Source organism: Haliea alexandrii, assembly GCF_003719295.1.
Taxonomy (GTDB): domain Bacteria; phylum Pseudomonadota; class Gammaproteobacteria; order Pseudomonadales; family Halieaceae; genus Haliea; species Haliea alexandrii.
In genome coordinates this window covers 113,466-138,625 of sequence record NZ_RFLW01000003.1, presented here as the reverse complement: position 1 = coordinate 138,625, position 25,160 = coordinate 113,466, and the positions used below count along the sequence as shown (strand labels likewise).

The window sequence follows — 25,160 nt, the reverse complement described above, 5'->3', positions numbered from 1 at the left end:
CTGATGGACCATTTCGTCTACATCGCCGCCTCTGGTGCCCAGGAAATGATGCTGGCGCAGGCCGCCAACAGCCACAACCTGGCCAACGCTTCAACGCCCGGCTTCAAGGCCGACATGGTGAGTGCGGAAAGCCGCTACCTCGACGGTGTGGGCGTCGACAGCCGCGTGTACACCATCGAGAAGCGCAAGGGCACGGACCTGGCACCGGGCAGCCTCGAGCAAACCGGGCGCGACCTGGACGTGGCCATTGTCGGCGAAGGCTGGATGGCGGTGCAGGCACCGGATGGCACCGAGGCGCTCACCCGACGCGGTGACCTGCGGGTGGATGCCTTCGGTCAACTGCTCAACGGCGCGGGGCAGCCGGTACTCGGCGAGCGCGGGCCCATAGCGCTGCCCCCCTTCAGCTCGCTGACCGTCGGTGCCGATGGCACGGTGTCCATTGTGCCGCTGGGCGAGCAGATCAATGCGGTGGCCGTGCTCGACCGCATCAAGCTGGTGAACCCGCCGGCGGAGCAAATCGACAAGGGCGCTGACGGACTGCTGCGCCTGGATGATGGGCTGGCCTCCGAACCCGCCGCGGACGTGCGCCTGGCTTCCGGCATGCTGGAGTCCAGCAACGTCAACCCGGTGTCCGCGATGGTGCAGATGATCGAGCTGTCCCGGCAATACGAAATGCATGTGCGCATGATGTCCACCGCTCAGGAGCTGGACACGGCGTCAACCCAATTAATGCGACTCGAATAAGGAATTCAGGCCATGTCACAGTCACTGTGGATTTCCAAGACCGGCCTCGACGCGCAGCAGACGCGCATGTCGACCATTGCTAACAACCTGGCGAACGTCGGCACCACCGGTTTCAAGCGCAGCCGCGCCATCTTCGAGGACCTGGTGTACCAGAACGTGCGTCAGGTCGGCGCGCAGTCCTCGCAGGACACGCTGCTGCCCTCGGGCCTGCAGATCGGCACCGGCACCCGGGTGGTGGCGACCGAGAAGCTGTTCACCCAGGGCAACCTGACCAAAACCGACAACTCGCTGGACCTGGCCATTCAGGGCCGCGGCTTTTTCGAGATCCTGCTGCCGGACGGGACCCAGGGCTACACCCGCGACGGCTCTCTGCAAATCAATGATCAGGGCATTGTGGTGACGTCCGCCGGCTACCAGCTGCAACCGCCGATCACCATTCCCCAGAACGCCACCTCCATCAGCATCGGTGGCGACGGCACAGTCTCGGTGACGGTGCCGGGCAGTGCGGCGGTGAGCCAGGTGGGCAACATCCAGCTGACTGACTTCATCAACCCGGCGGGGCTGCAGGCCCGCGGCGAGAACCTGCTGGTGGAATCCGGTGCCAGCGGTGCGCCGCAGCCGGGCAACCCGGGTATCAACGGCCTGGGCACGGTGGTGCAGGGTTATGTCGAAAGCTCCAACGTCAACGTGGTGGAAGAGCTGGTGAACATGATTGAAACCCAGCGCGCCTACGAGATGAACTCCAAGGCCATCTCCACCGCTGACCAGATGCTCCAGTTCGTCTCCAACAATCTGTAAGAGGTGACTGTGTACGCTTCCTTCAAGTGTGTGCTGCTGGCAACTGCCCTGTTGGCCCTGGCCGGCTGTGGCGGGGTGCCCGAGAAGAGCCACGAGCTGTATGGCCCGGTGGACCCGATAGACTACTCGCAACTGCCGCAACCACCCGGCAACGGCGGTGTATTCCTGCCCTCCAGTGGCCTGGCGCTGTTCACCGATACCCGCGCAGTGCAGGTAGGGGACATCGTCAGCGTGGTGCTGGTGGAAGCCACGACCGGCAGCAAGAGCAGCGACACCGAGCTGGATAAAAGCAGTGAGATCAACCTCACCAGCCCCACCGTGTTCGGTCAGCCGGTTACCGTGAATGGGCGCTATAACTTGGGCGTGGATATCAACGGCGCCAGCGCTTTCTCCGGTGAAGCGGCGCTGGGTCAGAGCAATAGCCTGCGCGGCGCCATCGCGGTGCAGGTGGCGCAGGTGTTGCCGAACGGGAACCTGTATATCCAGGGCGAGAAGTGGATCAATATCAACCAGGGCGACGAGTACATTCGCCTGCGCGGCATTATCCGCCCCGAGGACCTGAGCCCTACCAACACCATTTCCTCTACCCTGATTGCCGACGCGCGCATCTCCTACAGCGGCACCGGCGTCAGTCAGGAAACCAACACGCCCGGGTGGCTCACCCGGTTCTTTATGAGCCCGCTGGTTCCTTTCTGAGGCACGCTGATGTTAACGCTACTCTGGACTCGTCTTTCCCCGCTGTTGCTTGCGCTGCTGCTCTCCACCTCCGCCAGCGCCGAGCGCATCAAGGACATTGCCAGCGTCAACGGTGTGCGCAGCAACCAACTGATCGGTTACGGTCTGGTGGTGGGCCTGGACGGCAGTGGTGACCAGACCATCCAGGCCCCGTTTACCATCCAGAGCCTGAAAAGCATGCTGGCGGAACTGGGAGTGAATATTCCTGCGAATGTAAACCCGCAGCTGACCAACGTGGCCGCGGTGATGGTGCATGCGGATCTGCCGGCCTTTGCCAAGCCAGGGCAGACCATTGACGTGACGGTGTCGTCACTCGGCAACGCCAAAAGCCTGCGCGGCGGCACCTTGCTGATGACGCCATTGAAAGCGGTGAATGGGGAAACCTACGCCCTCGCGCAGGGCTCCCTGTTGGTCAGCGGCTTCGGTGCGGAAGGCGCGGACGGTTCGCGGGTGACGGTGAACGCCACCAGCTCCGGCCGCATACCCAACGGCGCCACCGTCGAGCGCACGGTCGACAGCCCCTTTGCCACGGCGCCGACACTGATCATGAACCTGAACTCCGCGGACTTCACCACCGCCCAACGCGTGGCCGGGTCGATCAATGCGGCCCTGGGCGTGGGCACCGCACAGCCGCTGGACGCCGTGTCCATCGAAGTACAAGCGCCCGCCGAGCTGGCGGACCGCGTGGCGTTTCTGTCGATTGTCGAGAACCTGCAGGTTGATCCGGCCGCGGCGCCTGCCCGGGTGGTGGTCAACTCGCGCAGCGGCACCATCGTGATTGGCAGCGAGGTGCGGGTAGAGACCGCCGCAGTGGCGCACGGCAATCTGGTGGTCACGGTGTCGGAAGATATCGGCGTGAGCCAGCCTGGACCGTTTTCGCGCGTGGGTGAAACCGTGGTCGCACCGGACTCCGAAGTGGCTGCGGAGCAGGAGGATGCGCGCATGTTCCTGCTGGATGCCGGCATCACGCTGCAGGAACTGGTGACCGCGGTGAACCGTGTGGGCGCTGCCCCGGGTGACCTCATCGCGATCCTGGAAGCACTGCAGCAGGCGGGTGCCCTGCGTGCCCAGTTGATTGTGATCTAGGCGCTTCTGATGCAGGCGGCACAGGCTTCTCTTTACCACGACTTCAGCGGCCTCGCCGCCCTGCGCCGCGATGCGCGCAACGATGCGGCATCCGCGGTGGAGCCGGTGGCGCGGCAGTTCGAAGCGATTTTCGTGCAGCAGATGCTGAAATCCATGCGCGATGCCACGCCCGAAGGCGGCCTGTTCAACAGCAGCCAGCTGAAGAGCTGGCAGCAGATGTTCGACCAGCAGCTGTCGGTGGACCTTGCGGATCACGGCGGCCTGGGTTTGGCCCAGGTGCTGGTGGAGCAGCTGCAGGCGGCGGGCGCGGTAGGGGGCGCTGCGGAATCCGGGGGTGCGCAGGCGGTGGTGCCGCCGCAGGGTGGTCAGCAGGGCCTGGCGATGCCGTCGGCGCGTTACGGCAGCACACCGGTCGCTACCGGCGCGGCGCTTGCGGCTGAACCTGCTTCTACTCAGTCTTCAGGGCAGCAGCCATCCCCGGCGCAGCCGCCACTGGCCGCCGCCGGTGGACCGCCGGCCGCACCCACGCCCCCCGAAGCGTTTGTACGTGAGCTGTGGCCTCTGGCCGAACCGGCGGCGGCGGAGCTGGGCGTGGACCCGGCGGTGCTGATTGCGCAGGCAGCGCTGGAGACGGGTTGGGGCCAGCGCGCACTGCCCGCTGCCGCCGGTAGCAGCCACAACCTGTTCAATATCAAGGCCGGAAGCGGCTGGCAGGGCCCCGTCACCCGTGTGCAGACCGTGGAGTACGACGGCGCGGCGGCTCGCCTTGAGCGCGCGGCCTTTCGCGTGTACGACTCCCCGGCGGATTCCTTTGCCGATTATGTCGACCTGATTCGCAGTGCGCCCCGCTACCAGGATGCGCTGGCCAGTGCGGCCGAGCCCGAGGCCTACCTGCGTGAATTGCAGGCCGCCGGCTATGCCACCGACCCGGCCTATGCCGACAAGATCCTGGCAATCCTGCAGCGCGGCACCGTGGCAGACACCGTGGCGGAGCTAAAGAATTCCGCGCAGCTGCCGCCATCACAATCAGACATGCGGCCTGAGGCCGCTTGAACCCCGAGCGAGGCTCACCGTGGCAGATCTGCTGAACATTGGGACGTCCGCGCTGCTGTCACTGCAGCGGGCACTGTCGACGACCGGCCAGAATATCGCCAACGTGAATACCGCGGGTTACAGCCGGCAGCGGGTGGACTTTGCCACCCTGCCGCCCGAGGCGACCGGTGCGGGATTCCTGGGCACCGGGGTCAAGGTGGACTCCATCACCCGCAGTTACGACCAGTTTCTTGCCCAGGACGTACGCAGCCGCAGCTCCTCCAGTGCCGGTTTCAGCACCCTGAGCGGCCTGACTTCCCGCATCGACAACCTGCTGGCGGACCCGTCTGTGGGTATCGCCCCGGGCATTGAGGGCTTTTTTGGCGCCCTGCAGGATGTAGCCAATAACCCGGGCTCCATTCCCGAGCGCAAGGTGCTGTTGGGCGAGGCCAGTGAGCTGGCGGGGCGCTTTCAGGCGCTGGACACCCAGCTGCGCAGCCTCAACAGTGAAGTCAGCCAGCGCATCACCACCACGGTGAAAGACATCAATGCCCTGGCCAGCAATATCGCCTCCCTCAACGAGCAGGTGGTGCGCGCCACCACGGCAACCGGCGGCCAGCCACCGAACGACCTGCTGGACGCGCGCGACCAGGCCATCAACCGCCTGGCGGAAAAAGTGGGGGTGACCACCGTCACGCAGGAAGACGGCGCCATCAACGTGCTGGTGGGCAATGGTCAGGCGCTGGTGGTGGGCTTTACCGCCAGTGAGCTGCAGACCTTTCGCGACCCCTTCGACGCCACGCGGTTGAATGTGGGCATCGCCGGCCTTGCCTCCAGCACCGACATTGGCCGCTTCCTGACGGGCGGCGAGCTGGGGGCGGCGCTGTCGTTCCGCGGCGGTGTGCTGGACAGCACCCGCAATGAGCTCGGCCTGCTGGCGGCCGGCATTGCCGCCACGTTCAACGAACAGCACAGCCGGGGCATGGATCTCAATGGCCAGCTCGGCGGCAACTTTTTCCGCCCGCTGGAGCCCGCCGTGGCCGCCTCCTCTGGCAACACCGGTGCCGCCACCGTCAGCGCCAGCCTGGGTGATGTGAGCGCGCTTACCGGCGCCGACTACCGTATCAGTTTCGATGGCACCCAGTGGACCTTGCGCAACGAACAGACGGGCGCCAGCCAGACCGGCGCCGGCCCCACATTTACCGTGGACGGTGTCGACATTGCCATCAGCGGCACAGCGGCAGCGGGTGACAGCTTCCTTATCCAGCCTGTGGGGCAGGGCGCCAACCTGTTCGCGCTGGAAATTACCAACGCGGCGGACTTCGCCGCCGCCAGCCCCGTGCGCAGCAGTGTCGGCAGCGCGAACCTCGGCGACGCCGGTCTGTCGGCGCTGTCCGTAGATGATGCCGCCGGCCTGCCATTGGGCGGCGCCATCACGCTGACCTTCAACCCGGACGCGCTGGGCGTGGGCGTGCCCGGCTACGATGTGGCGGGTAGCGCCGGTGGGCCCATTGCCTACAACCCGGCCACTGACAGCGGCGGCATCGCCGTGACCCTGGGCGGCCTGAGTTTTGAGCTGGGCGGCACGCCCACCGCTGGCGACACGCTGAGTATTGCCAACAACACCGATGGCAGCGGCGATAACCGCAATGCGCTGGCCCTGGGTGCCCTGCAAACCGCGCAAACCCTGGATGGCGGTACCGCCAGCTATCAGGACAGCTATGCCGGCCTGGTGGCGGATGTCGCCGTGAGCAGCCGTCAGGCCAGCGCCGCCGCCGATGCGGAATCCACCTTGCTGCAGCAGGCGATTTCCGCCCGCGATAGCGTGCAGGGGGTCAACCTGGATGAAGAAGCCGCCGACCTGTTGCGCTTCCAGCAGGCCTACCAGGCCGCAGCGCAGGTGATTTCCGTGGCGGACACCGTGTTCCAGACCCTGCTCGACGCCACGCGTCGCTAACACCGGAGCTCCCCATGCGACTGTCAACCGCCCAGATTTTCCAGCAGGGAATCAGCAACATCCTGAACCAGCAGGCTCAGCTGCAGAAAACCCAGCAGCAGCTGGCCAGTGGCCTGCGGGTCACCACCCCGGCTGACGACCCCATTGCCGCCGTGCAGATTCTGGACCTCACGGAAGACCTGTCCCAGCTCGACCAGTTTCAGCGCAACGGCAACCTCGCCGAGGGGCAGATTGCCCTGGCGGATACCGTGCTGCAGGACGTGACAGACGTGCTGCAGCGCGTGCGCGAACTCACCGTGCAGGCCAACAACGCCACCCAGACCCCCGAAACCCGCCGTGCCATCGCCACCGAAATGGAAGGGCGGCTGGATGAGCTGGTCAGCCTGGCCAACACCCGCGATGCCAACGGCGAGTTCGTGTTCGCCGGTTTTCAGGCCCAGACCCAGCCCTTCAGTCGCAGCGGTGGGGACGTGGTGTACAGCGGCGATGACGGGCAGCGCTTCCTGCAGGTGGCACCCAACACACAGCTGGCGGTACGTGATTCCGGCCGCGCCGTGTTCATGGATATCCCCGCCGGCAACGGCAGTTTTGATATCCGTGCGACCGCCGGCAACGCGGGTACCGCGGTGGTGGATGCCAGCAGCGCGGCGGCGAACTATCAGCGCGATACCTACACTATCACCTTCAGCCAGCCAACGCCCGCCGACCCGGTCACCTTCGAGGTTACCGACAGCAGCGCCGTGGTGGTCGCCAGTGGCCCCTACGAGCCTGGCGCGAGCATCGCCTTCAACGGCGCCAGCGTGACCTTTGAGGGTACCCCGGCGGACGGCGACAGCTTCACAGTGCCCGCCGCACCGCGCCAGGACGTGTTCAGCAGCGTGCAGAGCATTATCGACAGCCTGAAGTCCTCCACCACCGGCCCCGCGGCGTCTGCGGCGGTGAATAATGCGGTGGCCAGCGGCCTGGGTAACCTCGACCAGGCGCTGGGCCGCATGTTGGAGCAGCAGGCGGACCTCGGCGTGCGCTTGAACCGCATAGACAGCCTGCGGGAAAGCAATGATGCCTTCACCCTGCAGCTGCAGGAAACCCTCTCGGAAGTGCGCGATCTGGACGTTACCGAGGCCATCAGCCGCCTCAATCTGCAGCTGGTTGCCCTGCAGGCCGCCCAGCAGAGCTATGTGCGCATTCAGGGCCTGTCCCTGTTCAATTTCCTCTAGTAAAAAAACCTGACACTTGGCCTAAAGTTCCTTCAACACCGTCCGCTAACTCTTTTGAGCGGGGAGCTCTCTCCCCGGGCCGATGGACGGTGACCAGCGACGACTCCACAGGGGAAGCCGGCGCGAAACGAGAAGGAATGAAACCATGCCTCAGATTATCAACACCAATATTCCCTCGCTGACTGCTCAGCGTAACCTAAACAGCTCCCAGAATGATGTGGCGACCTCGCTGCAGCGTTTGTCCTCCGGCCTGCGTATCAACAGTGCCAAGGATGATGCGGCTGGCCTGGCCATCTCCGAGCGTTTCACCGCACAGATCCGCGGCCTGAACCAGGCGGCGCGTAACGCCAATGACGGTATTTCCCTGGCGCAGACCGCCGAGGGTGCCTTGAGTGAAGTGACCAACAACCTGCAGCGTATTCGCGAACTGGCGGTACAGTCTGCCAACGCCACCAACAGCAGCTCTGACCGTGCGGCGCTCGACGCTGAAGTACAGCAGCTCATCGCTGAAATTGACCGCGTTGCAGGACAGACCAACTTCAACGGCGTCAAGCTGTTGGACGGCTCTTTCAGTGCGCAGATTTTCCAGGTAGGTGCCAACGTTGGTGACACGATCACCGTTAGCGCGGTGGTTGATTCTACGGCTTTGGGTTTGGGGCTGGATACTGGCGGTGCTGCAACAGCTGACATTTCTGTGGCTGGAGCGACAGGCGCTTTGACCGCCGGCGATCTAACGATCAATGGCACGGACATAGGGACTGTCGGCGCTGGCGTTACTGCCTTGGCTGCTGCTGTTACCGGGGCAGGGATTAGCGGCGTATCAGCGACTGCGACCTCTGGTACCTATACTGTTGACTATGTAGGTTCTGGTGAGCGCGTACTGGCAGCCGGCACAGATACGCTGTCGTTCGATATCTCCACTGGCGGCCTCACTGATACCGTTACAATTACTGGCACTGGTGCAGATGATGAAGTGACACTCACGGAGATCGTTGATGCCGTGAACTTGCAGAATGGTAATACGGGAATTACGGCAGCTGCAGATGGTGATAATCTTGTGCTGACTGATGCGACCGGCGGGACAATTTCTGTCACTAGTTTTGCGGTTACAACAGGCGGCACAGGTGACACGGCCACCACTCTCGAGGGTGGCACCGCGGTAGAGGGTTCGTTTGACCTGACGTCTACCGAGACGCTCACGATTGGAGGTGCAAGCCCCAGTACGGCGGGGTTCACCGCAGGCGTATTTGCAGCTACCAGTAACATCAACCTTCTCAACGTGGGCAACTCCACCGCAGCAATCACTGCGGTAGATTCGGCACTGACCGCCATCAACTCCACGCGTGCTGACCTCGGCGCCATCCAGAACCGTTTCGAGTCAGTGGTAACCAGCCTGCAGACCACCTCCGAAAACCTGGATGCCTCACGTTCACGGATTCGCGATGCGGATTTTGCGGCAGAAACGGCTAACCTGGCGCGTGCCCAGATCCTGCAGCAGGCCGGTATTTCAGTGTTGGCGCAGGCGAATGCCCAGCCCCAGAACGTGCTGGCTCTGCTGCAGTAAGTGGCTGAGACCATGCGCTAGTTGCACTGGGGTGAGGTGGTTTCCACCTCACCCTTTTGTGTTTCTGGCTTGGTCTTGAGTAGCGCAGATACGAGGATACGATCATGGCGAGTTCAATCACGCCTTCCAATGTAAACGCAGCACCGACTCTGCCCGCGAGCACGGCATCTGCGCCCGCGCAAAATGCAGCAACCCGGCAAGATATCGCCGCGAGCGGCAAGGCGGCGCCGCAGGCGCGTGAAACGCAGCAGCCAGAGGCAAAGCAGCGCGACATGACGCAAGAGCTGGCGCAGGCCTCGCGGGATATCGCTGATTACGTACAGACGGTAAATCGCTCCCTGCAGATCTCTGTCGATCAGGATTTGGGCTCTACCATCATCACCGTGAAGGACAAGGCCACCGATGAGGTCGTGCGGCAGATTCCCTCAGAAGAAGCCGTGTCCCTGGCGCGTTTTCTAGCCCGCCAGCAGGCCGAGTTGGGTGGTTCGGAATTACCGTCCAGGGGTGTGTTCATGGATCAGGAGGGATAAGCGCGCTCAGCTACGGTAGCTGGCACTTTATTTGCTAAGCTGTAACGCACAGGGTAATGATGCCGCGTAAGCGATTGTGGGGTTGTAAATGGTTTCGGTAACCGGGGTTGGCTCGGGGCTGGATATAGAAGGTTTGGTGACTCAGCTGGTCGCTGCTGAGCGGGCACCGGTCGAGAACAGACTGCTGCGTCGCGAGGCATCACTCACCAGTGACTTGTCCGGTTTTGGCACATTGAAAGGCGTACTGGCAGATTTGCAGGCTCGCTCGGCGGCGCTGCGTCAGGAAAGCACTTTCACACAGCGTACAGCGACTAGCTCAAATACCTCTGTTTTTACTGCCACAGCCTCGGCTGATGCGGCAGCCGCAAACTACAGCATTACCGTTGATGCCCTGGCTCGCACCCAGTCGCTGGCGTCCGGCAGCTTTGCAACGGCGGCCGAGGTCGTGGGCGAGGGTACGCTCACGTTCAGTTTCGGTACGGTGGACGCAACGCCAGCGGTGCCAGGACCGCAGGTGCTAAACAGCTTCACCGTGAACCCGGAGCGAGACAGCGCAAGCATTACCATAGGCAGCAGTAACAACACGCTCGCCGGTATACGTGATGCAATCAATGCGGCTGACATAGGCGTGTCGGCGGCCATTGTGAACGACGGCAGCGGCGCGCGCTTGCTATTCAGCTCAACCGAAACGGGCGCCGCTAACGCCATTCAGGTGTCAGTCGCGGATGCCGGTGATGGCGATAACCTCGACGCTGCAGGACTGTCTCGCCTGGCCTTCAATACCGATGCTGCCAATCTGACACAGACCGCGGCCGCGGGTGACGCCAGTTTCACGCTTAACGGGCTCGCTTTGACCAGTGCGAGCAACACCGTTACGGGTGCACTCGACGGCGTGAACCTTACGCTCAAGGATGTGACCAGCGGCACGCCCGCAAGCCTCGTGGTGGCGGAGAACCGTGCCGCCACGCGTAACGCCATGCAGCAGTTTGTTACTGCCTACAATACCTTTGTTTCAACATCGGCCAATTTGACCCGTTTTGATCCGGACAGTGGTCGCGCTGGCGCGCTGCAGGGTGACTTTTCTGCCCGCACGATAATCAGCCAGGTGCGCAATGCGGTGACGGCCTCGGTGGAAAACCCGGATGGCCCTTTTGGTTCCCTTGCGGAACTGGGAATAACAACATCATCCAACGGCACATTGACTATAAACACTGAGCGGCTTGATGCGGCGCTCGCGGATGGCAATGCGAATCTCGCCTCCTTGTTCAGTCGTGAAAGTACGGGTATTGCGCAACGTCTGGACAGCGTACTCAATGGCTTTTTGAGCACTGGTGGTTTGCTGGATACCCGTACGGATGGGCTTCAGGGCAGCGTTGATGCCATTGCTGACGACCGCGAAGCGCTCAACCGTCGTATGGAAGCTGTCGAAGCCCGCTACCGCGCCCAATTCAACGCGCTCGACGGTCTGCTCGCGCAGATCAACAGCACAGGCAGTTTTGTGAGTGAGCAGCTGGCGAATATCCCGCTGCCCAGTGATCGCTTCTCCAATTAGTGACAGGCAGGATTCCCGTTATGAATACCAGGCAGGCGCTCAGCGCCTACAAGCAAGTGGGCGTGCAGAGCGGTGTCACTGACGCATCGCCACACCAGCTCATCAGCATGTTGCTCGACGGTGCGATGGATCGCATCGCCTCGGCTCAGGGAGCTATGGAGCGGCGCGATACGGGTCGCCAGGGTGAGTTGATCGGTAAGGCCATTACCATCATCGACAATCTCCGTGTGAGCCTGGACCATGACCAGAGCCCGGAACTGGCCGGTCGCCTGAGCGACTTGTACGAGTATATGCAGGGGCGGCTGGTTGAAGCGAGCGCAGCGGCCGATACGGCCGCACTGGTGGAGGTGCGTGATTTATTGGGCACTATTCGCGACGGTTGGGAGAGCATTCCCGCAGAACAGCGGCGGCCCGCAGGATGATTTTGCCTTTCCCCGGTGTGGTGGCAGCTGAGGGCTCTGTTTCTGCCGCTGAAGGCTCTCTCGCAGCCGCTGAAGGCTCTGAAGCCGCACTCAGTCAATGCCGCCGGTTGGCCCGCGTGTTGACGGTTACCCGCGAAATGGTCGCCCTCGCCGAAGCGGGCGACTGGGACGCCGTAGCCGCGCGCGAGCAGGACCGTCGCGACGACCTGGCGCGCTGCTTCAAGGAGGCCGTTTCCACCGAGCATGCGGAGCTGGTCGCCGAGGCATTGGCCGCCATCCTCCACCTCAACGAAGAAATGATGGCCCACCTCAGCAAGGCGCGCGATGCGGTATTACAGCAAGGTGTCGCACAGGTGCGTACGCGTTCGGCGATCGGCCACTATGAGCGGGTGAAGTCGCAACCCTGACCGGCGCCGCAGCCCCTAAACCCCCGATAACGGCCCTCAGCCCCTGATTAAAGCTTTAGCTCCTGAGAGAGCCCCAGCCCAGATGTAAGCCACCCCCAGGGGAGTTCCGTCCCCTGCACCCTGTGGTATCGTAATGGTTTTGCGGAGCATCGGGCATGAGCAGCAAGAGCGCCGGCAACGGCCTTGTCTATAGCGATAACATTGCGCTGTCCTGGAAGCCGGTTGACTACGAGCCCGAGCAGACTCACCTGGCCATGGTCAACGCGTCCAACGAGAGCTTCCTGCGTGCCGTGTCGGCGGTGGGCGATGGGCTCAACACCAAGGACGATACGGACTCGCCGCCCGGCGTGCAGCAGGACATTGCCCGGCTCGACCTGAAGCTGAATCTGGTGCTCGATCTGGTCAGCGCGCTGGTGTACCACGAGCTGGATATCCCGCCGGTGAGCGCGGTGCAGGTGTCTGCCGAGCAGGTGAGCTGGAAGGGCGAGGGCCCACCGGCGGGCGCCCGTATTTTCCTCGAGCTGTACATTCAGCGGGGCTTGCCCAAACCACTGTGTTGCTATGGTGAAGTCATCAGTAGCCCGGAAGAATTGGCGGACGGTGGCAACACGGTGCGCTTCGTTGGCCTGGCGGGCGCCGCCCGGGTGTGGCTGGAAAAGCTCATTTTCCGCCATCACCGCCGGGAGGTTGCTTATCGTCGCGCCCACAGCGGAGATTAATCGCGCTTTTCTCCGTCAATAAGTTGACAGTTCACGCTCAGCTGCGCAGACTCTGCGCCGTGGTTGTTCTTCCTTTCTGGCTGTGTACATGGATTGATACGGTTGCCCCAGTATTCTGACATTTCTTCTCCGATTGTGGGCCCCAGTGCTGCCATGCGTGCAATTCGCCGGTTGGTGCAGCAGGTGGCGGGCAGTGATGCCACGGTCCTCATTCTGGGTGAGTCCGGCACCGGCAAGGAAGTGGTTGCCCGCGGTATTCACAGCGCTTCGCCGCGCGCCCGGGGGCCGTTTGTGCCGGTGAACTGTGGGGCCATTCCGGCAGAGCTGCTGGAGTCCGAGCTGTTCGGGCACGAGAAGGGCGCATTTACCGGCGCCATCAGCACCCGGCGTGGCCGCTTCGAGTTGGCGGCGGGCGGCACACTGTTTCTGGATGAGATCGGCGACATGCCCCTGCCCATGCAGGTGAAGTTGCTGCGGGTATTGCAGGAACGCTGTTTTGAACGGGTGGGCAGCGCCAGCTCGCAGCCCACCGACGTGCGGGTGATTGCCGCTACTCACCAGGATCTTGAGCAGCGCGTTGAGGATGGCCGTTTCCGCGCAGACCTCTACTACCGCCTCAATGTGTTTCCGATTGAGGTGCCGGCCTTGCGGGCTCGACCAGAGGATGTGCCGGTGCTGGTGCAGCACTTTCTGGCCCAGTTGGCGCGCGAACAGCGCGACAGCGTGGCGCTTGCGGCGGATGCCATGGCGGCCCTGCAGCAGTACGCCTGGCCGGGCAACGTGCGTGAACTGAACAATCTCGTCGAGCGTTTGGCCATTCTGTTTCCCGGTTCCGAGGTGGGTTTTGCCGACCTGCCGCCGAAATTCTGCGAAGGCTTCGACCCCGCTCAACCGCCCCCGGCGTCCGCGCATGGTGTCGAGGGTGAAGCGCCGGACGACGGTGCGCCTCGCGCGGTGGCCCCGGGTGTGTCCCACGAAGTGCCGGTAGCCGCCTCACAGGCTGAAACCCTGCAACTGGGCCCGGACGGCCTGGATCTCAAACAGCACCTCGCTGACACCGAGCGCAGCTTGCTGCTGCAGGCGCTGGAGCGCAGTGGCTGGGTGGTGGCGCGCGCGGCGCAGTTGCTCGGTTTGCAGCGCACCACCCTGGTGGAGAAGATGCGCAAGTTTGCATTGCAGCGCGATGCGGTGCCGTCAGATTCCTGACGCCGACGGCTGGCCGGCCTTCCCGTTTTATTTCTAAGCTGCTGAAAAATCGATGAATTCTACTTTGGGCATGGCTTTTGCTTTGACTGCCGCAATGGCGTGATAGCGCTCGGTGGAACTCGATCATGCAGCAGGCAGTACCCCTCGAAAAACACGACCTGGAAGCGGCTTTTCGCAGCCTTGCCGAGGTCTCACATCAACTGGATGCCTCCTACCGCGACCTTGAGTCGCGGGTAGCGCGCCTCAACGAGGAGCTCGCAGCCTCGCGTTCGGCGCGGCTGGATGAGTTGGCGGAGAAGGAGCGCCTGCTCGAGCGGCTGGCTTCCCTGATGGCCATGCTGCCGGGCGGTGTGTTGCTGGTTGATGAGCGCCAACAGGTGCGCGACGCCAACCCGGAGGCGGTGGCGCTGTTTGGGGAGCCGCTGCTGGGTGAAGACTGGCCCGCCGTGCAGGCGCGCATACGCGAGCGCGAGCCGGAGCGGCATCTATCGCTGCACAGCCGCCATCTGGCGCAGCAGGGCGAGACGCTGGTGCTGGTGACCGACACCACCGAACTGCACGACCTGCAGGCACAGGTGGGCCGCGAACAGCGCCTGAGCGCGCTGGGTGAAATGGCGGCGCGGCTGGCGCACCAGATCCGTACGCCCTTGTCGTCCACCACGCTGTATCTGGCGCAACTGCGCCGGCCGGACCTTGCGGTCGCGCAGCGTGAGCGTATTTGCGATCGGCTCGCCGAGCGCCTGGTGCATATGGAAGGCTTGATAGAAAGTATGCTGGGTTTTGTGCGCGGCGCTCCCCCGCGCACGGAGCTGATTTGCCTGCAGGACGTACTCGGTGATTTCCAGGCGCATGTGCAGGCGCGGCTGCAGGCCGCCGGCGCCACGCTGTCGGTGACGCCGGTGGATCGCACGCTGGCCCTGCGCGGTGACCGCGACGCGCTGGCCGGCGCACTGGCCAACCTCGTAGTGAATGCCATCGAAGCCGGCGGTGCGGCGGTGCATGTGGATGTATGGGCGGGCGCCCTGAACCGCGAGCGCATGCTGCTGAGGGTGCGGGACAACGGTCCCGGCGTGGCAGAGGAGCTGCGCGAGCGTATTTTCGACCCCTTCTTTACCACCCGGTCCACCGGCACCGGCCTCGGCCTGGCGGTGGTGGCACGCACGGTGAACGAGTTGGGGGGTGAAATCCGCCTGGGCGACAGCCCGCAGGGTGGTGCCGAGTTCATTCTGGAATTTCCGGTCGCAGAAGGAGAGGGTTGACTGTGGGAGCCGCGTTGAAAGTTCTGGTGGTCGAAGACGACAGCACGCTGCGGGAAGCGCTGTGTGACACCATCGAGTACGGGGGTTACCGCGTGTGGAGCGCCTGCGACGGCGCGGCGGCATTGCAGCAGCTGGAGCGCCAGCCGGTCGACCTCATCATCAGCGATGTACAAATGGCCGGGATGGACGGCGAGCGCTTGTTGCGTGAGGTGCGCGCCCGCAGCCCGGAGCTGCCGTTTGTGATGATTACTGCGCACGGCTCGGTGCAGCATGCGGTGGCGGCCATGCGCGATGGCGCAACCGACTATTTGTTGAAACCCTTCGCCGCAGAAGTGTTGCTGGAAATGCTGGCCCGGTTTGAACCGGTGCCGGAGCCGGGTGTGGCCATGGTGGCAGAAGACCCCGCCATGCAACGGGTGTGTCGTCTGGCAGAGCGCCTGGCGCACAGCGATGCCACAGTGTTGGTCACCGGTGAATCCGGCACCGGCAAGGAAGTGATTGCGCGTTACCTGCACGCCTGTTCCAGCCGTGCCGAGCGGCCCATGGTCGCCATCAACTGCGCCGCCATTCCCGAAAACATGCTGGAGTCGATGCTGTTTGGCTATGAAAAAGGTGCCTACACCGGCGCCCACCAGTCGCGCCCGGGCAAATTCGAGCAGGCCAACGGCGGCACCCTGCTGCTGGATGAAATCTCCGAGATGGACCTGGGCCTGCAGGCCAAGCTGTTGCGCGTGCTGCAGGAGCGTGAGGTGGAACGCCTGGGCGGCAACAAGGTGATTGCGCTGGATGTGCGGGTGATTGCCACCAGCAACCGCAACCTCGCGGAAGCCGTTGCCGCTGGCCGCTTCCGGGAAGACCTCTATTATCGCCTGAGTGTCGTGCCGCTGGAGGTGCCCGCTTTGCGCGATCGCCCGGCGGATATCCTGCCGCTGGCACAGCGCTTCCTGCAGCGTTACGCGCCACCGCGCAGTGGGCTCGCTTTCAGTAAGGCCGCCCTGCAGCGCCTCGCCGCGCATAATTGGCGCGGTAACGTGCGGGAACTGGAGAACTGCGTGCAGCGTGCCAGCCTGCTGGCACTGGGGCCAGAGATCGGCCCCGACGATATCGACTTCGTTGCCGCCATGGCGCCCGCCGCAGCAGTCGCGGCTGCACCCACTATGGTGGAAGCCACCGCCCCGGCCGAACCGCAGCTGGAGGGCGACCTGAAGGAGCGCGAGCGCGAGCTGATCGTGGCCGCGTTGTCGGCGGTGGATGGCAACCGCAAGGAGGCCGCGGAGCGCCTGGGTATCAGCCCGCGCACGCTGCGCTACAAACTGGCGCGCTTCCGTGAACTGGGGTTGGCCGTACCCCGCGCACATTGAGAGAGGACAGGTTATGAGCGAAATGGCAATCAACCAGGTGCTGGCACAGATGCGCAGCATGGCGGCGGAGGCGGGCAGCGAATCTGCCGCGGCGGCCGGCGGTGCCGACTTTTCCAGCTTTATGAAACAGTCCATCGACGACGTCAATCAGGCGATGCAGAATTCGCGCGAAATGGCCACGGCCTTCGAGGCGGGTGAGCCGGGGGTGTCGCTGGCGGAGTTGATGGTGACGGCGCAGAAAGCCAGCCTGGAATTCCAGGCGCTGAGCGAGGTGCGCAACAAACTGCTCACCGCCTATCGTGAAGTCATGAGTATGCAGGTCTGAGCCCTGCTGGTTTACGATGTGCCCTGAGGAGTGAGTTGATCCATGGCAGAGAATAGCGGCGGGCTTGTCGCGCGCTTCAACGGATACAGCCGGCAGCCCATTTCCCGCCAGCTCGCGCTGCTGGTGGGCCTGGCGGCAAGCATTGCGCTGGGCATTGGCCTGGTGCAATGGGTTTTTGTGCCCGAGTACAAGCCCCTGTTCGGCAGTATGGCGGCCGAGGACACCACTGCGGCCATGTCTACACTGGACGCCAACGGCATCGACTACCGGCTCGATGATCGCACCGGCATGGTTACCGTGGCCTCCGACCAGGTGCACCGGGCGCGGCTGCTGCTGGCGACCGAGGGCTTCCCGCGCTCCGGCGACATCGGCTTCGACAAGATTTATCAGGAGCAGGAGATCGGCGTCAGCAGCTTTATGGAGCAGGCGCGCTATCACCGTTCGCTGGAACAGGAGCTTTCCCGCACTATCAGCGCACTGGATGGTGTGCGCGGTGCCCGCGTGCACCTGGCCATGGCCAAACAGAGCGCCTTCCTGCGCCAGCGAGAACAGCCGGCCGCATCGGTCGTGTTGCACCTGTACGGTGGCCAGGTGCTGTCTGACCGGCAGTTGGCGGGCATCGTGCACCTGGTGTCCGCCAGTGTGCCCAACCTGCAACCGGAGTCCGTCTCCGTGGTCGACCAGCAGGGCCGCCTGTTGTCGACGCAGGGCAACCCGGATGATTTCGGCTACAGCAAGGAACAGTTCCAGATGGCACAGCAGCTGGAGCAGCGCTACAGCCAGCGGATCGTCGATATTCTGGAGCCCATTCTGGGGCCCGGGCGCGTGCACGCGCAGGTGTCGGCGGATATCGACTTCACCCGCATCGAGCGCACCAGCGAGGTGTACGCGCCGGACACGGTATTGCGCAGCGAGCAAACCTCGGAGGAGATGACCACCCGGATGCTGGAGGGCGGTGTGCCGGGTACGCTGGCCAACCAGCCACCGGAAGACCCGGACGTGCTGGCCCAACCGCCAGAGGCCGGGCTGGTAGAGAACACGGCGCCAACGCGGTCTACTCGCCGCGAAACGCGCAACTATGAAATGGACAAGACCATCAGCCACATTCGCGAAACGCCGGGTACGCTGCAAAAGTTGTCGATTGCGCTGGTGCTGGACCACGTGGAAATCACTGCCGAGGACGGCTCGGTGGAACGGGCGCCGCTGGCACCGGAACGGGTGGAAGAAATCACCCGCCTGGCGCGGGAGGCCGTTGGTTTCAGCGAAGCACGCGGTGATACCGTGAGCGTGATCAATGCCTCCTTTGTCGAACCGCCCGCACTGGAAGCGCCACCGGAGCCTTCGCTGCTCGAGGAAGACTGGCTGTGGCGCGTGCTGAAAGGCCTGGGCGTGGCGGCCGGGTTGGCGGCGCTGCTGTTCTTCGTGCTGCGTCCCCTGATGCAGTTTTCAGTGGCGCCCGTGCCAGCGGCAATCGGCCCATCGGGGCAGCGGGCCCTGGGCAACGACGGTTACGGTGAGGCGGGATATGCCCAGGGTGGTGGTGAATTGATGAGCGACGACCAGGTGACCCTGGCCGGCGACCGGCGCGGCCTGCCCGGCAACACCGGTTACCAGCAGCAATTACAAATGGCGCGCAATGTGGCTGAGGGCGAGCCGCAGCGCGCTGCACATGTGATGAAACAGTGGGTGGCGGGCGATGGCTGATGCTGCGGGAGCAGGTTTGAGCGGCGCGCAGCGCGCAGCGGTATTCCTGCTGGGGGTAGGCGAGGATTCGGCCACCGCCATCATGCGCCACATGGAGCCGCGTGAAGTACAGCGCATCGGCGAGGCCATGGCGTCGCTGTCGTCTATCTCCAACGAGCAGGTAGAGACGGTGCTGGCGGCGTTCCACGAAGACGCCAGTGCGCTCAACCCGCTGGGTCTGGGTGCCTCGGAATTTACCCGTCGTGTGCTGACCAACGCGCTGGGTGAAAGCAAGGCGCGCTCCATGTTGGCTAAAGTCATGCCGGGCAAGCAGCAGACCTCCGGCATAGAAGCGCTGAAGTGGATGGACCCGGGTGCGGTGGCGGAACTGCTGGAGGACGAGCACCCGCAGATCATTGCCATTGTGCTGGCCTCGCTGGACGAGGAACAGTCAGCCCAGGTGCTGGTCAATATCCCCGAACCCGTGCGCAGCGAGGCGCTGTTGCGCGTGGCGCGTTTGCAGGTGATTGATCCGGCGGCGATGGAAGAGCTGGACAAAGTGCTGGAAAAACAGCTGGGCAAGGTGCGCAAAACGCCGCCACGTTCGGTCAACGGCATGACCAGTGCGGCGGCCATTCTCAACAACGTCAAGGCGGATATCGAGTCCGAGTTGCTCGGCTCTCTCAAGGAGGCCGATGCCGACCTCGGGGAGAAAGTGAGTGAGCTGATGTTCGTGTTTGACAACCTCACAGAGCTGGATGATCGCGGTATGCAGCGCCTGATTCGGGAAATTGCTGTTGATAGCCTGGTGATTGCCCTGAAAGGCGTCGATGACCAGCTGCAGGACAAGTTTTTCAACAACATGTCGTCTCGCGCTGCGGATATGCTGCGCGAGGATCTCGAGGCCAAGGGCCCGGTGAAACTGGCCGAAGTTGAGGCGGCCCAGAAGGAAATTCTCGCGGTCGCGAGCCGTCTGTCAGACGAGGGCGAGATCACGCTGGGCAAAGGGGGCGACGACTTTGTCTGACGCCGGTCGCCCGCGCAGCTGGCAACCCCCGCCGCTGCGGGAGGCAGCGCCCGCAGCGGCGGCGCCGCCGGATACCGCGGCAATCGCCGAGCGTGCGCGCGCCGAGGGCTATGCTGCGGGCCACGCCGAAGGGCTCGCCGCCGGTCGCGCCAAAGCCGAAGGCACGGCCAGGGAGCTCGCGGCCCTGCTGGAGAATATGGCAACGCCGTTTCGACAGCAGGAGTCCGGCTTGCTGCGGGAGCTGTCGGAGCTGGTGGTGCAGGTGGCCACGGCAGTGGTCCAGCGTGAGCTGGAAACGTCGTCCGGCGCCATCGAGGCCGTGCTGGCCGAGGCACTGGAACTGCTCGAAGCGGTGGAGGGACCGGTTGATGTGCACTTGCATCCCGCCGATGCCGCGCTGGTGCGGGAGTGGCTGGCGGATAACCTGCCCAAGCTGGCGGTCACGGTGCATACGGATGCCGCCTTGCTGCGCGGCGGTTGTCGCGTGGCCACTGCGGAAAGCTACGTCGACGCCTCCACTGAGCGTCGCCTCGACGAGGTGGTGCGCGCGCTGCGCGAGAGTCGCGGTGCCGTCGGCGGAGCGGAGTCTTGAGCGCGGCGGAACAGCTGGGTGTTGAGCGGGCGGTTCGCCTGCGGCAGCAGATCAGCAGCCTGGGAGCGCGGGTGCATGCCAACGCACCCATCCGCGAAGGTCGGTTGGTGCGCATGGTCGGTACACGGCTGGAGGTGGCCGGGTGTACCGGCGCGGTGGGCAGCCGCTGCAGTATCCAGGCGGAGGAAGAGCGCAGTGTGGAGGCCGAGGTCGTGGGGTTCTCCGAAGGGCGCCTGATTCTCATGCCCGAGGGCAACCTGCATGGCGTGATGCTGGGGGCGCGGGTGCGCCCGCTGGGGTTCAGCCACCGTGTGGGGGTGGACGAGCATTTGCTGGGGCGCGTCATCAATGGTGCCGGGCACCTGCTGGATGGCGGCCCCACCGTGATGTTTCGCGACTACGCGCCCCTGCGCGGTCCCTCCATCAACCCCCTGGCGCGCGGGTCGGTGCGCGAACCACTGGACGTGGGTGTGCAGGCGATCAATGCCCTGGCGACCATCGGCCGTGGGCAGCGTCTCGGCCTGTTCGCGGGTAGCGGCGTGGGCAAGAGCACACTGCTGGGTATGATGACCCGGCACACCGCCGCGGACGTCATTGTGGTCGGTCTGGTCGGTGAGCGCGGGCGTGAAGTGCGCGAGTTTGTGGATGAAATTCTGGGGCCGGAAGGCTTGGGCCGTGCCGTGGTAGTGGCGACCCCTGCCGACGATCCACCGCTGATGCGGGTGCACGGTGCCTGGCGTGCCACGGCCATTGCCGAACATTTCCGCCGCCAGGGCAAGAACGTCCTGCTCTTGCTGGACTCCCTGACCCGCTTTGCCCAGGCCCAGCGTGAGATCGGCCTCGCGGCCGGTGAGCCGCCGGTGGCCAAGGGCTATCCGCCGTCGGTGTTCTCCTTGCTGCCGGCACTGGTTGAGCGCGCGGGCAACACGCAGGAAGGTTCCATTACGGCGATCTACACCGTGCTGGTGGAGGGCGACGACCTGGCCGATCCCATTGCCGATTCCGCGCGCGCCATTCTCGATGGCCACATCGTGCTCTCGCGCCAGCTGGCAGACTCGGGACTGTTTCCGGCCTTTGATATCGAAGCCTCCATCAGCCGCTCCATGGTCAATGTGGTGGACCCTGCCCAGCTGCAGCTGGCACGCCAGCTCAAGGAGTTGTATGCTGTGTGGCGGGAGAATCGCGACCTGATCACCATTGGTGCCTATGAGCGAGGCACTGACCCGGCCATCGACCGGGCGCTGAGTGCGATTGGCCCACTGCGAGCGCTGATAAGCCAGCCCTGGAACGAGAAACGGGATATGCAACACAGCCTCAACGCCATGCTTGAAGCGGCCCGTGCTGCCGGTCTTGGAGGCCAGTTGTGAGCGCCGTAGACAAGCTCGACAAGGTCGTTACCGTCGCCCGCGCTGACCAGGCCGGCGCAGCGCGCAGCCTGCAGGAGCAGCAGGCTCACCACAGCCGCAATAACGACCAGCTCAACCAGTTGCAGCGCTTTGCCGAGGAGTATGAGCAGCAATTGCGCGACATGTCGGCCTCCGGAATGGCGGCCGCACAGCTGCAGGACTATCGCCAGTTCCTCTCCAATCTGAATGATGCCATCCGCGTGCAATTGAGCACGGTCGCCGAGAGCACCGAAAAGCTCCAGCAACAGCGCGACGACTGGATGCAGAAGTCGCTGCAGACCTCCACCCTGGAAGACTTCGTCGCGCGTCGACGCATCGTCGCCCAGGACCACGCCGAACGCCTGGAACAGCGCGCTGTCGACGAGCGCTTCAATGCCGGTTTTGTGCCAGCGGGACAAGAGCCCTCGGGCTCTGGCACGTAAATTGCTTTTTCTCCCCTGATACGGGAGACCCTAGATGATTACGGTACTGCAAACCCTGCCTGTCGCCAGCTCGGACGCCAACAGTGCGCCCGGGAATACGGTGCAGGACGGGGCTCAAAATGGATTTTCGCAGTTGTTTGCCGCCACGAGAGCGGGCGCTTCCGACCGGCCAGCCGGGGGCGGCAATACCTCGCGCGATGGCAACGGCGGCAATGCGGCGTCGTCCGGCGGCAGTGGTTTGCCGCCTGTGGCTGGCAATGCTCAGGGCGCTGGTGACCTGGAGGCCGGTTCGGGCCTGTGGCAGCCCTTTACCCTGACCCTGCAGGAGGGGCTTGCTGAAGCCACGCCTGACGGTGCCGCCGCTACCGAGAATACCGCTCTGCCCAACCTGCTGAGCGGCTCGACGGATGCAGCCACAGATGCGACGGCAGATGAAAGCGCAGTGAGTGCCGCCCCGGTTACACCGCTAACGCTTGCGGAGACAACGGCCGGCGCGACCACCAACGCGCTTCTGCCCCCTGATGCGAAGGTGCTCACTAGGGGGACAGCCGCCAGCGGCAGCGTGTTGTTGACCCCGGAATTGGCCGCTGCGACGCCCGGTGCCGTGCCAGTCACATTGGGCGCGCAGTCAGCGGGGCAACCCGCAGTGCAGTCCACTGCGCAAGCGACCACCGCACGGGCGGAGGCACTGATCGCCGCAGAACCAACCGCGGCCAGCACGGAGGAAGCCGTTACGCTGGCGTCCGCCGAGCGCCTGCGCGGCGAGGAGGCCACGGCGTTGCAGGCGGCCCGCCAGCGCGCCCCGGAGGGTGGCCTTGAACCGCTGCGTGCGGCATTGGCTGCGGGCGGTGGCGAGTCCACGACCCCCACAACAGCGGTGAGCGCTAGCCAGGGCGCCAACGCCACGGCGGACACGTCCGCCCCCACGGCGCCGCGTACGCCCACGCACCTGGCCATGACCCATGCGCCACAGGACGCTGAATTCGCCGGCGAACTGGCCAACCGCCTGCAGGTATTTGCCCGCAACGGTGGCCACGAAGCAACGCTGCAGCTGCACCCGGCTGATCTGGGGCGTTTACAGGTCTCCATCACCACCGATGGCGACCAGGCCCGCGTGCTGTTTGTGGCGGATTCCGCCGCCGCTCGGGATGCCATCGAGCAGTCCATGCCGCGGCTGCGTGAAATGCTGGCCCAGAGCGGCCTGCAACTCTCCCATAGCGATGTTTCCGGCCAGTTCCAGGGCGGTGCCGACAGCCAGCGTGATGCCCCCGGCCTGCCGCGCACGGCAGGGGCGGAGGGCCTGGCTGACGGACCCGTCTCCGGCACCGCCGAACCCGGCGCTGCGCACGCGTCCGCGGGCGTTCGCCTGGTCGATTACTACATTTAACTTCCCCCGATTTTCAGTCTAGTATGCCTGCAGGCTGCCTCGGCAGCCACGCGGGCGCGGGGTGTCAAAATACTGGCACTCGCCGCACACTCTGCGCCTTAACACTCTGTATCTAATAGATTTTTTCATTCTGGTATAGCTTTTGCTTTCAAGGATGTTGCTGACAGTTGGCGGCATTCGGCAGGGCTGCCGGTCAGTTGCGAGGAGCAAGCATGGCTGCAAAAGACGATCTCAATCTCGGCAAGGGCAATGGCGCGGACGATGCCGGCAAGGCATCCGGTGGTGGCAAGGGCAAACTGGTCGCCATCATCGCGGTGGTTGTGGTGTTGCTCGGCGGTGGTGCCGGGGCAGCCTTCATGCTGCTGGGTAATAACGACGAGGTAGCCGCCGATGTGGCCGGTGCCGAGCCCGCGGCACCCAAGGAAGAGGAGCGCGAAGCGGTCTACATGCCGCTGGAGAAATTCCTCGTCAACTTCGACCACAAGGGCGGCATGCGCTATATCCAGACCGACATTCAGTTGATGGCCTATGAAGCGGAAGTGCTGGAGAAAGCCCAGCGCAACACGCCCGCCGTGCGCAACCGCCTCATCATGTTGCTCAGCGATCAGGATTTCGACGCGTTGCGCACGGTAGAAGGCAAGGAGGCACTGCGTCAGGACGTGTTGAAGGCCGTGAACGAGGTGCTCAAGATGTCCGGGCCGGATTCAGTGCAGGACGTTTATTTCACCTCCTTTGTGCTGCAGTAGGTAGCGTATGGCTGGCAGCGATCTGCTTTCCGAAGGCGAACTGGATGCATTGACGGGCGACAGCACCGCGGCGAGCGGTGGTTATCGTGCGTTCGACTTCACCGCCCGCGAGCAATCGCTGCTCAACCAGCTCACGCTGCTGCCACCGCTGCAGGAGCGACACGCCGAACAACTGGCTCACGGCCTTGAGGACGTGTTCAACAGCGAGTTCGAGGTAAGCGCTGCGGGATTGCGCGTGCTCGCCTGTGAAGAAGTGCTGGTATCCCTGGCGGAAAGCGTGGCGGTCACCACGCTCGATTTGCCGCCACTGGCGGGGCATTGCCACGTGGTGTGCCCCGCACCGTTATTGTCACAGCTGGTCAATGATTATTTCGGCGGTGTCCGTGGCGACAGCGTCGCCAATGTGCAGCGTGCCACGCTCACGCCCAGTGAACTGCGCCTGGCGGAACGTGTGGCCGAGCAGGTGGTTGCGGCGCTGGTAGCCGCCTGGGGTGACAAGCTGCCGCTGGAACCTGGCCCGATGCTAACCGCCCCGCATGTCGACGCCATTGCTTCGCTGCCCCGCGCGGACAAGCTGGTGCAGATGGTGTTTGCAGTGAGCTTGAACGAGCTGACATCCGAGGTGGCCCTGCTGTTGCCATTTGCGGCGCTGGAGCCCTGGAAGCAGCGCTTCAGTGCGCCGCGCAAGTCCGCTACCGAGGAAGCCGGGCAGGGTTGGGGGCCGCACCTGCGGCGCGAACTGCCCGCGGTCAAGGTGGATGTGGCCGTGATGCTTGCCAGCCGCGAGCTGACCCTGGGTGAAGTGCTGGGGTTGAAGGTGGGCTCGGTGATCGACCTGGCCGTGCCGGATGAAGTTGACCTCTGCGTGGAAGGCGTGCGCCTGGCCAGTGGGCGCTATGGCGCCTACGAGGGCCAGAAGGCCATAAAGATCACAGGTTTTGTCGGCCCGGAAGGGTCGACGGGCAAAAGCACAGGATAGAACC

25 protein-coding genes are annotated in these 25,160 nt (G+C 64.2%); all 25 read left to right on the top strand.

Translation table 11 applies throughout. The annotated features are described in order from the left end of the window. Window positions 1-3: 3 nt before the first annotated feature. The 25 genes from flgF (at window position 4) to EGJ68_RS12920 (ending at window position 25,156) form a co-directional block, all read left to right on the top strand. Window positions 4-744 (top strand): flagellar basal-body rod protein FlgF, encoded by a 741-nt coding sequence (flgF, locus tag EGJ68_RS13040; RefSeq protein WP_123035010.1) that lies wholly within the window; start codon window positions 4-6, stop codon window positions 742-744. 12 nt (window positions 745-756) lie between these two features. Continuing rightward, window positions 757-1,542: a flagellar basal-body rod protein FlgG gene (gene flgG, locus EGJ68_RS13035; protein ID WP_027948765.1), complete on the top strand. Its 786-nt coding sequence runs from the start codon at window positions 757-759 to the stop codon at window positions 1,540-1,542. A 9-nt stretch (window positions 1,543-1,551) separates the two neighbouring features. Then, window positions 1,552-2,238 carry a flagellar basal body L-ring protein FlgH gene (locus EGJ68_RS13030; protein WP_233248811.1) on the top strand — a complete coding sequence of 229 codons (687 nt, stop codon included), beginning with the start codon at window positions 1,552-1,554 and terminating at the stop codon, window positions 2,236-2,238. Window positions 2,239-2,247: 9 nt separating this feature from the next. After that, the gene (locus EGJ68_RS13025; protein WP_123035009.1) at window positions 2,248-3,363 is read left to right on the top strand and encodes a flagellar basal body P-ring protein FlgI; all 1,116 of its coding nucleotides are present in this window, start codon (window positions 2,248-2,250) and stop codon (window positions 3,361-3,363) included. Window positions 3,364-3,372: 9 nt separating this feature from the next. After that, window positions 3,373-4,416: a flagellar assembly peptidoglycan hydrolase FlgJ gene (gene flgJ / locus EGJ68_RS13020; RefSeq protein WP_123035008.1), complete on the top strand. Its 1,044-nt coding sequence runs from the start codon at window positions 3,373-3,375 to the stop codon at window positions 4,414-4,416. A gap of 19 nt (window positions 4,417-4,435) precedes the next feature. Continuing rightward, window positions 4,436-6,352: a flagellar hook-associated protein FlgK gene (gene flgK, locus EGJ68_RS13015; RefSeq protein ID WP_123035007.1), complete on the top strand. Its 1,917-nt coding sequence runs from the start codon at window positions 4,436-4,438 to the stop codon at window positions 6,350-6,352. 14 nt (window positions 6,353-6,366) lie between these two features. Then, window positions 6,367-7,569 (top strand): flagellar hook-associated protein FlgL, encoded by a 1,203-nt coding sequence (flgL, locus tag EGJ68_RS13010; protein WP_123035006.1) that lies wholly within the window; start codon window positions 6,367-6,369, stop codon window positions 7,567-7,569. A 145-nt stretch (window positions 7,570-7,714) separates the two neighbouring features. Then, window positions 7,715-9,133 carry a flagellin gene (locus tag EGJ68_RS13005; RefSeq protein WP_123035005.1) on the top strand — a complete coding sequence of 473 codons (1,419 nt, stop codon included), beginning with the start codon at window positions 7,715-7,717 and terminating at the stop codon, window positions 9,131-9,133. 104 nt (window positions 9,134-9,237) lie between these two features. Continuing rightward, the gene (locus tag EGJ68_RS13000; RefSeq protein WP_123035004.1) at window positions 9,238-9,663 is read left to right on the top strand and encodes a flagellar protein FlaG; all 426 of its coding nucleotides are present in this window, start codon (window positions 9,238-9,240) and stop codon (window positions 9,661-9,663) included. 88 nt (window positions 9,664-9,751) lie between these two features. Beyond that, window positions 9,752-11,215 carry a flagellar filament capping protein FliD gene (gene fliD, locus EGJ68_RS12995; protein ID WP_123035003.1) on the top strand — a complete coding sequence of 488 codons (1,464 nt, stop codon included), beginning with the start codon at window positions 9,752-9,754 and terminating at the stop codon, window positions 11,213-11,215. 20 nt (window positions 11,216-11,235) lie between these two features. Continuing rightward, complete coding sequence (gene fliS / locus EGJ68_RS12990; RefSeq protein WP_123035002.1) at window positions 11,236-11,637, top strand: flagellar export chaperone FliS; 402 nt, start codon at window positions 11,236-11,238, stop codon at window positions 11,635-11,637. Further along, window positions 11,634-12,044, top strand: a complete 411-nt coding sequence (locus EGJ68_RS12985; RefSeq protein ID WP_123035001.1) for a flagellar protein FliT — start codon at window positions 11,634-11,636, stop codon at window positions 12,042-12,044. The genes fliS and EGJ68_RS12985 overlap by 4 nt, the downstream gene beginning before the upstream one ends. 155 nt (window positions 12,045-12,199) lie before the next feature. Beyond that, on the top strand, window positions 12,200-12,763 hold the full coding sequence (locus tag EGJ68_RS12980; protein ID WP_123035000.1) for a PilZ domain-containing protein: 564 nt from the start codon (window positions 12,200-12,202) through the stop codon (window positions 12,761-12,763). A gap of 63 nt (window positions 12,764-12,826) precedes the next feature. Beyond that, the gene (locus EGJ68_RS12975) at window positions 12,827-13,969 is read left to right on the top strand and encodes a sigma-54 interaction domain-containing protein (protein ID WP_456298012.1); all 1,143 of its coding nucleotides are present in this window, start codon (window positions 12,827-12,829) and stop codon (window positions 13,967-13,969) included. A gap of 125 nt (window positions 13,970-14,094) precedes the next feature. Further along, window positions 14,095-15,228, top strand: coding sequence for a sensor histidine kinase (locus EGJ68_RS12970; RefSeq protein WP_123034999.1), 1,134 nt, complete (start codon window positions 14,095-14,097; stop codon window positions 15,226-15,228). Between the two features lie 2 nt (window positions 15,229-15,230). Next, window positions 15,231-16,589: a sigma-54-dependent transcriptional regulator gene (locus EGJ68_RS12965; RefSeq protein WP_123034998.1), complete on the top strand. Its 1,359-nt coding sequence runs from the start codon at window positions 15,231-15,233 to the stop codon at window positions 16,587-16,589. Between the two features lie 13 nt (window positions 16,590-16,602). Beyond that, window positions 16,603-16,914, top strand: coding sequence for a flagellar hook-basal body complex protein FliE (fliE, locus tag EGJ68_RS12960; protein ID WP_123034997.1), 312 nt, complete (start codon window positions 16,603-16,605; stop codon window positions 16,912-16,914). 42 nt (window positions 16,915-16,956) lie between these two features. Beyond that, complete coding sequence (gene fliF / locus EGJ68_RS12955) at window positions 16,957-18,618, top strand: flagellar basal-body MS-ring/collar protein FliF (protein WP_123034996.1); 1,662 nt, start codon at window positions 16,957-16,959, stop codon at window positions 18,616-18,618. 16 nt (window positions 18,619-18,634) lie between these two features. Next, window positions 18,635-19,624, top strand: a complete 990-nt coding sequence (fliG, locus tag EGJ68_RS12950; RefSeq protein ID WP_233248808.1) for a flagellar motor switch protein FliG — start codon at window positions 18,635-18,637, stop codon at window positions 19,622-19,624. Then, window positions 19,617-20,216, top strand: a complete 600-nt coding sequence (locus EGJ68_RS12945; protein WP_123034994.1) for a FliH/SctL family protein — start codon at window positions 19,617-19,619, stop codon at window positions 20,214-20,216. The genes fliG and EGJ68_RS12945 overlap by 8 nt, the downstream gene beginning before the upstream one ends. Before the next feature lie 38 nt (window positions 20,217-20,254). Then, window positions 20,255-21,583, top strand: coding sequence for a FliI/YscN family ATPase (locus EGJ68_RS12940; protein ID WP_233248844.1), 1,329 nt, complete (start codon window positions 20,255-20,257; stop codon window positions 21,581-21,583). Continuing rightward, window positions 21,580-22,044, top strand: a complete 465-nt coding sequence (gene fliJ / locus EGJ68_RS12935; RefSeq protein WP_123034993.1) for a flagellar export protein FliJ — start codon at window positions 21,580-21,582, stop codon at window positions 22,042-22,044. The genes EGJ68_RS12940 and fliJ overlap by 4 nt, the downstream gene beginning before the upstream one ends. A 34-nt stretch (window positions 22,045-22,078) precedes the next feature. Then, on the top strand, window positions 22,079-23,431 hold the full coding sequence (locus EGJ68_RS12930) for a flagellar hook-length control protein FliK (RefSeq protein WP_123034992.1): 1,353 nt from the start codon (window positions 22,079-22,081) through the stop codon (window positions 23,429-23,431). Between the two features lie 212 nt (window positions 23,432-23,643). Continuing rightward, a complete protein-coding gene (locus EGJ68_RS12925) occupies window positions 23,644-24,177 on the top strand; it encodes a flagellar basal body-associated FliL family protein (RefSeq protein WP_123034991.1) in 534 nt (177 codons plus the stop codon). Between the two features lie 7 nt (window positions 24,178-24,184). Next, complete coding sequence (locus EGJ68_RS12920) at window positions 24,185-25,156, top strand: flagellar motor switch protein FliM (RefSeq protein WP_123034990.1); 972 nt, start codon at window positions 24,185-24,187, stop codon at window positions 25,154-25,156. The last annotated feature ends 4 nt before the right edge of the window (window positions 25,157-25,160 follow it).

Excerpts from the sequence above, each read along its gene's own strand:
- fliE (WP_123034997.1), top strand. The coding sequence starts at position 16,603 with ATGAGCGAAATGGCAATCAACCAGGTGCTGGCACAGATGCGCAGCATG.
- EGJ68_RS12925 (WP_123034991.1), top strand. The coding sequence starts at position 23,644 with ATGGCTGCAAAAGACGATCTCAATCTCGGCAAGGGCAATGGCGCGGAC.
- flgJ (WP_123035008.1), top strand. The coding sequence starts at position 3,373 with ATGCAGGCGGCACAGGCTTCTCTTTACCACGACTTCAGCGGCCTCGCC.
- EGJ68_RS12920 (WP_123034990.1), top strand. The coding sequence starts at position 24,185 with ATGGCTGGCAGCGATCTGCTTTCCGAAGGCGAACTGGATGCATTGACG.
- fliD (WP_123035003.1), top strand. The coding sequence starts at position 9,752 with ATGGTTTCGGTAACCGGGGTTGGCTCGGGGCTGGATATAGAAGGTTTG.
- EGJ68_RS13025 (WP_123035009.1), top strand. The coding sequence starts at position 2,248 with ATGTTAACGCTACTCTGGACTCGTCTTTCCCCGCTGTTGCTTGCGCTG.
- flgL (WP_123035006.1), top strand. The coding sequence starts at position 6,367 with ATGCGACTGTCAACCGCCCAGATTTTCCAGCAGGGAATCAGCAACATC.
- fliF (WP_123034996.1), top strand. The coding sequence starts at position 16,957 with ATGGCAGAGAATAGCGGCGGGCTTGTCGCGCGCTTCAACGGATACAGC.
- flgG (WP_027948765.1), top strand. The coding sequence starts at position 757 with ATGTCACAGTCACTGTGGATTTCCAAGACCGGCCTCGACGCGCAGCAG.
- flgF (WP_123035010.1), top strand. The coding sequence starts at position 4 with ATGGACCATTTCGTCTACATCGCCGCCTCTGGTGCCCAGGAAATGATG.
- EGJ68_RS13005 (WP_123035005.1), top strand. The coding sequence starts at position 7,715 with ATGCCTCAGATTATCAACACCAATATTCCCTCGCTGACTGCTCAGCGT.
- EGJ68_RS12985 (WP_123035001.1), top strand. The coding sequence starts at position 11,634 with ATGATTTTGCCTTTCCCCGGTGTGGTGGCAGCTGAGGGCTCTGTTTCT.
- fliS (WP_123035002.1), top strand. The coding sequence starts at position 11,236 with ATGAATACCAGGCAGGCGCTCAGCGCCTACAAGCAAGTGGGCGTGCAG.
- EGJ68_RS13000 (WP_123035004.1), top strand. The coding sequence starts at position 9,238 with ATGGCGAGTTCAATCACGCCTTCCAATGTAAACGCAGCACCGACTCTG.
- EGJ68_RS12930 (WP_123034992.1), top strand. The coding sequence starts at position 22,079 with ATGATTACGGTACTGCAAACCCTGCCTGTCGCCAGCTCGGACGCCAAC.
- EGJ68_RS12980 (WP_123035000.1), top strand. The coding sequence starts at position 12,200 with ATGAGCAGCAAGAGCGCCGGCAACGGCCTTGTCTATAGCGATAACATT.
- EGJ68_RS12970 (WP_123034999.1), top strand. The coding sequence starts at position 14,095 with ATGCAGCAGGCAGTACCCCTCGAAAAACACGACCTGGAAGCGGCTTTT.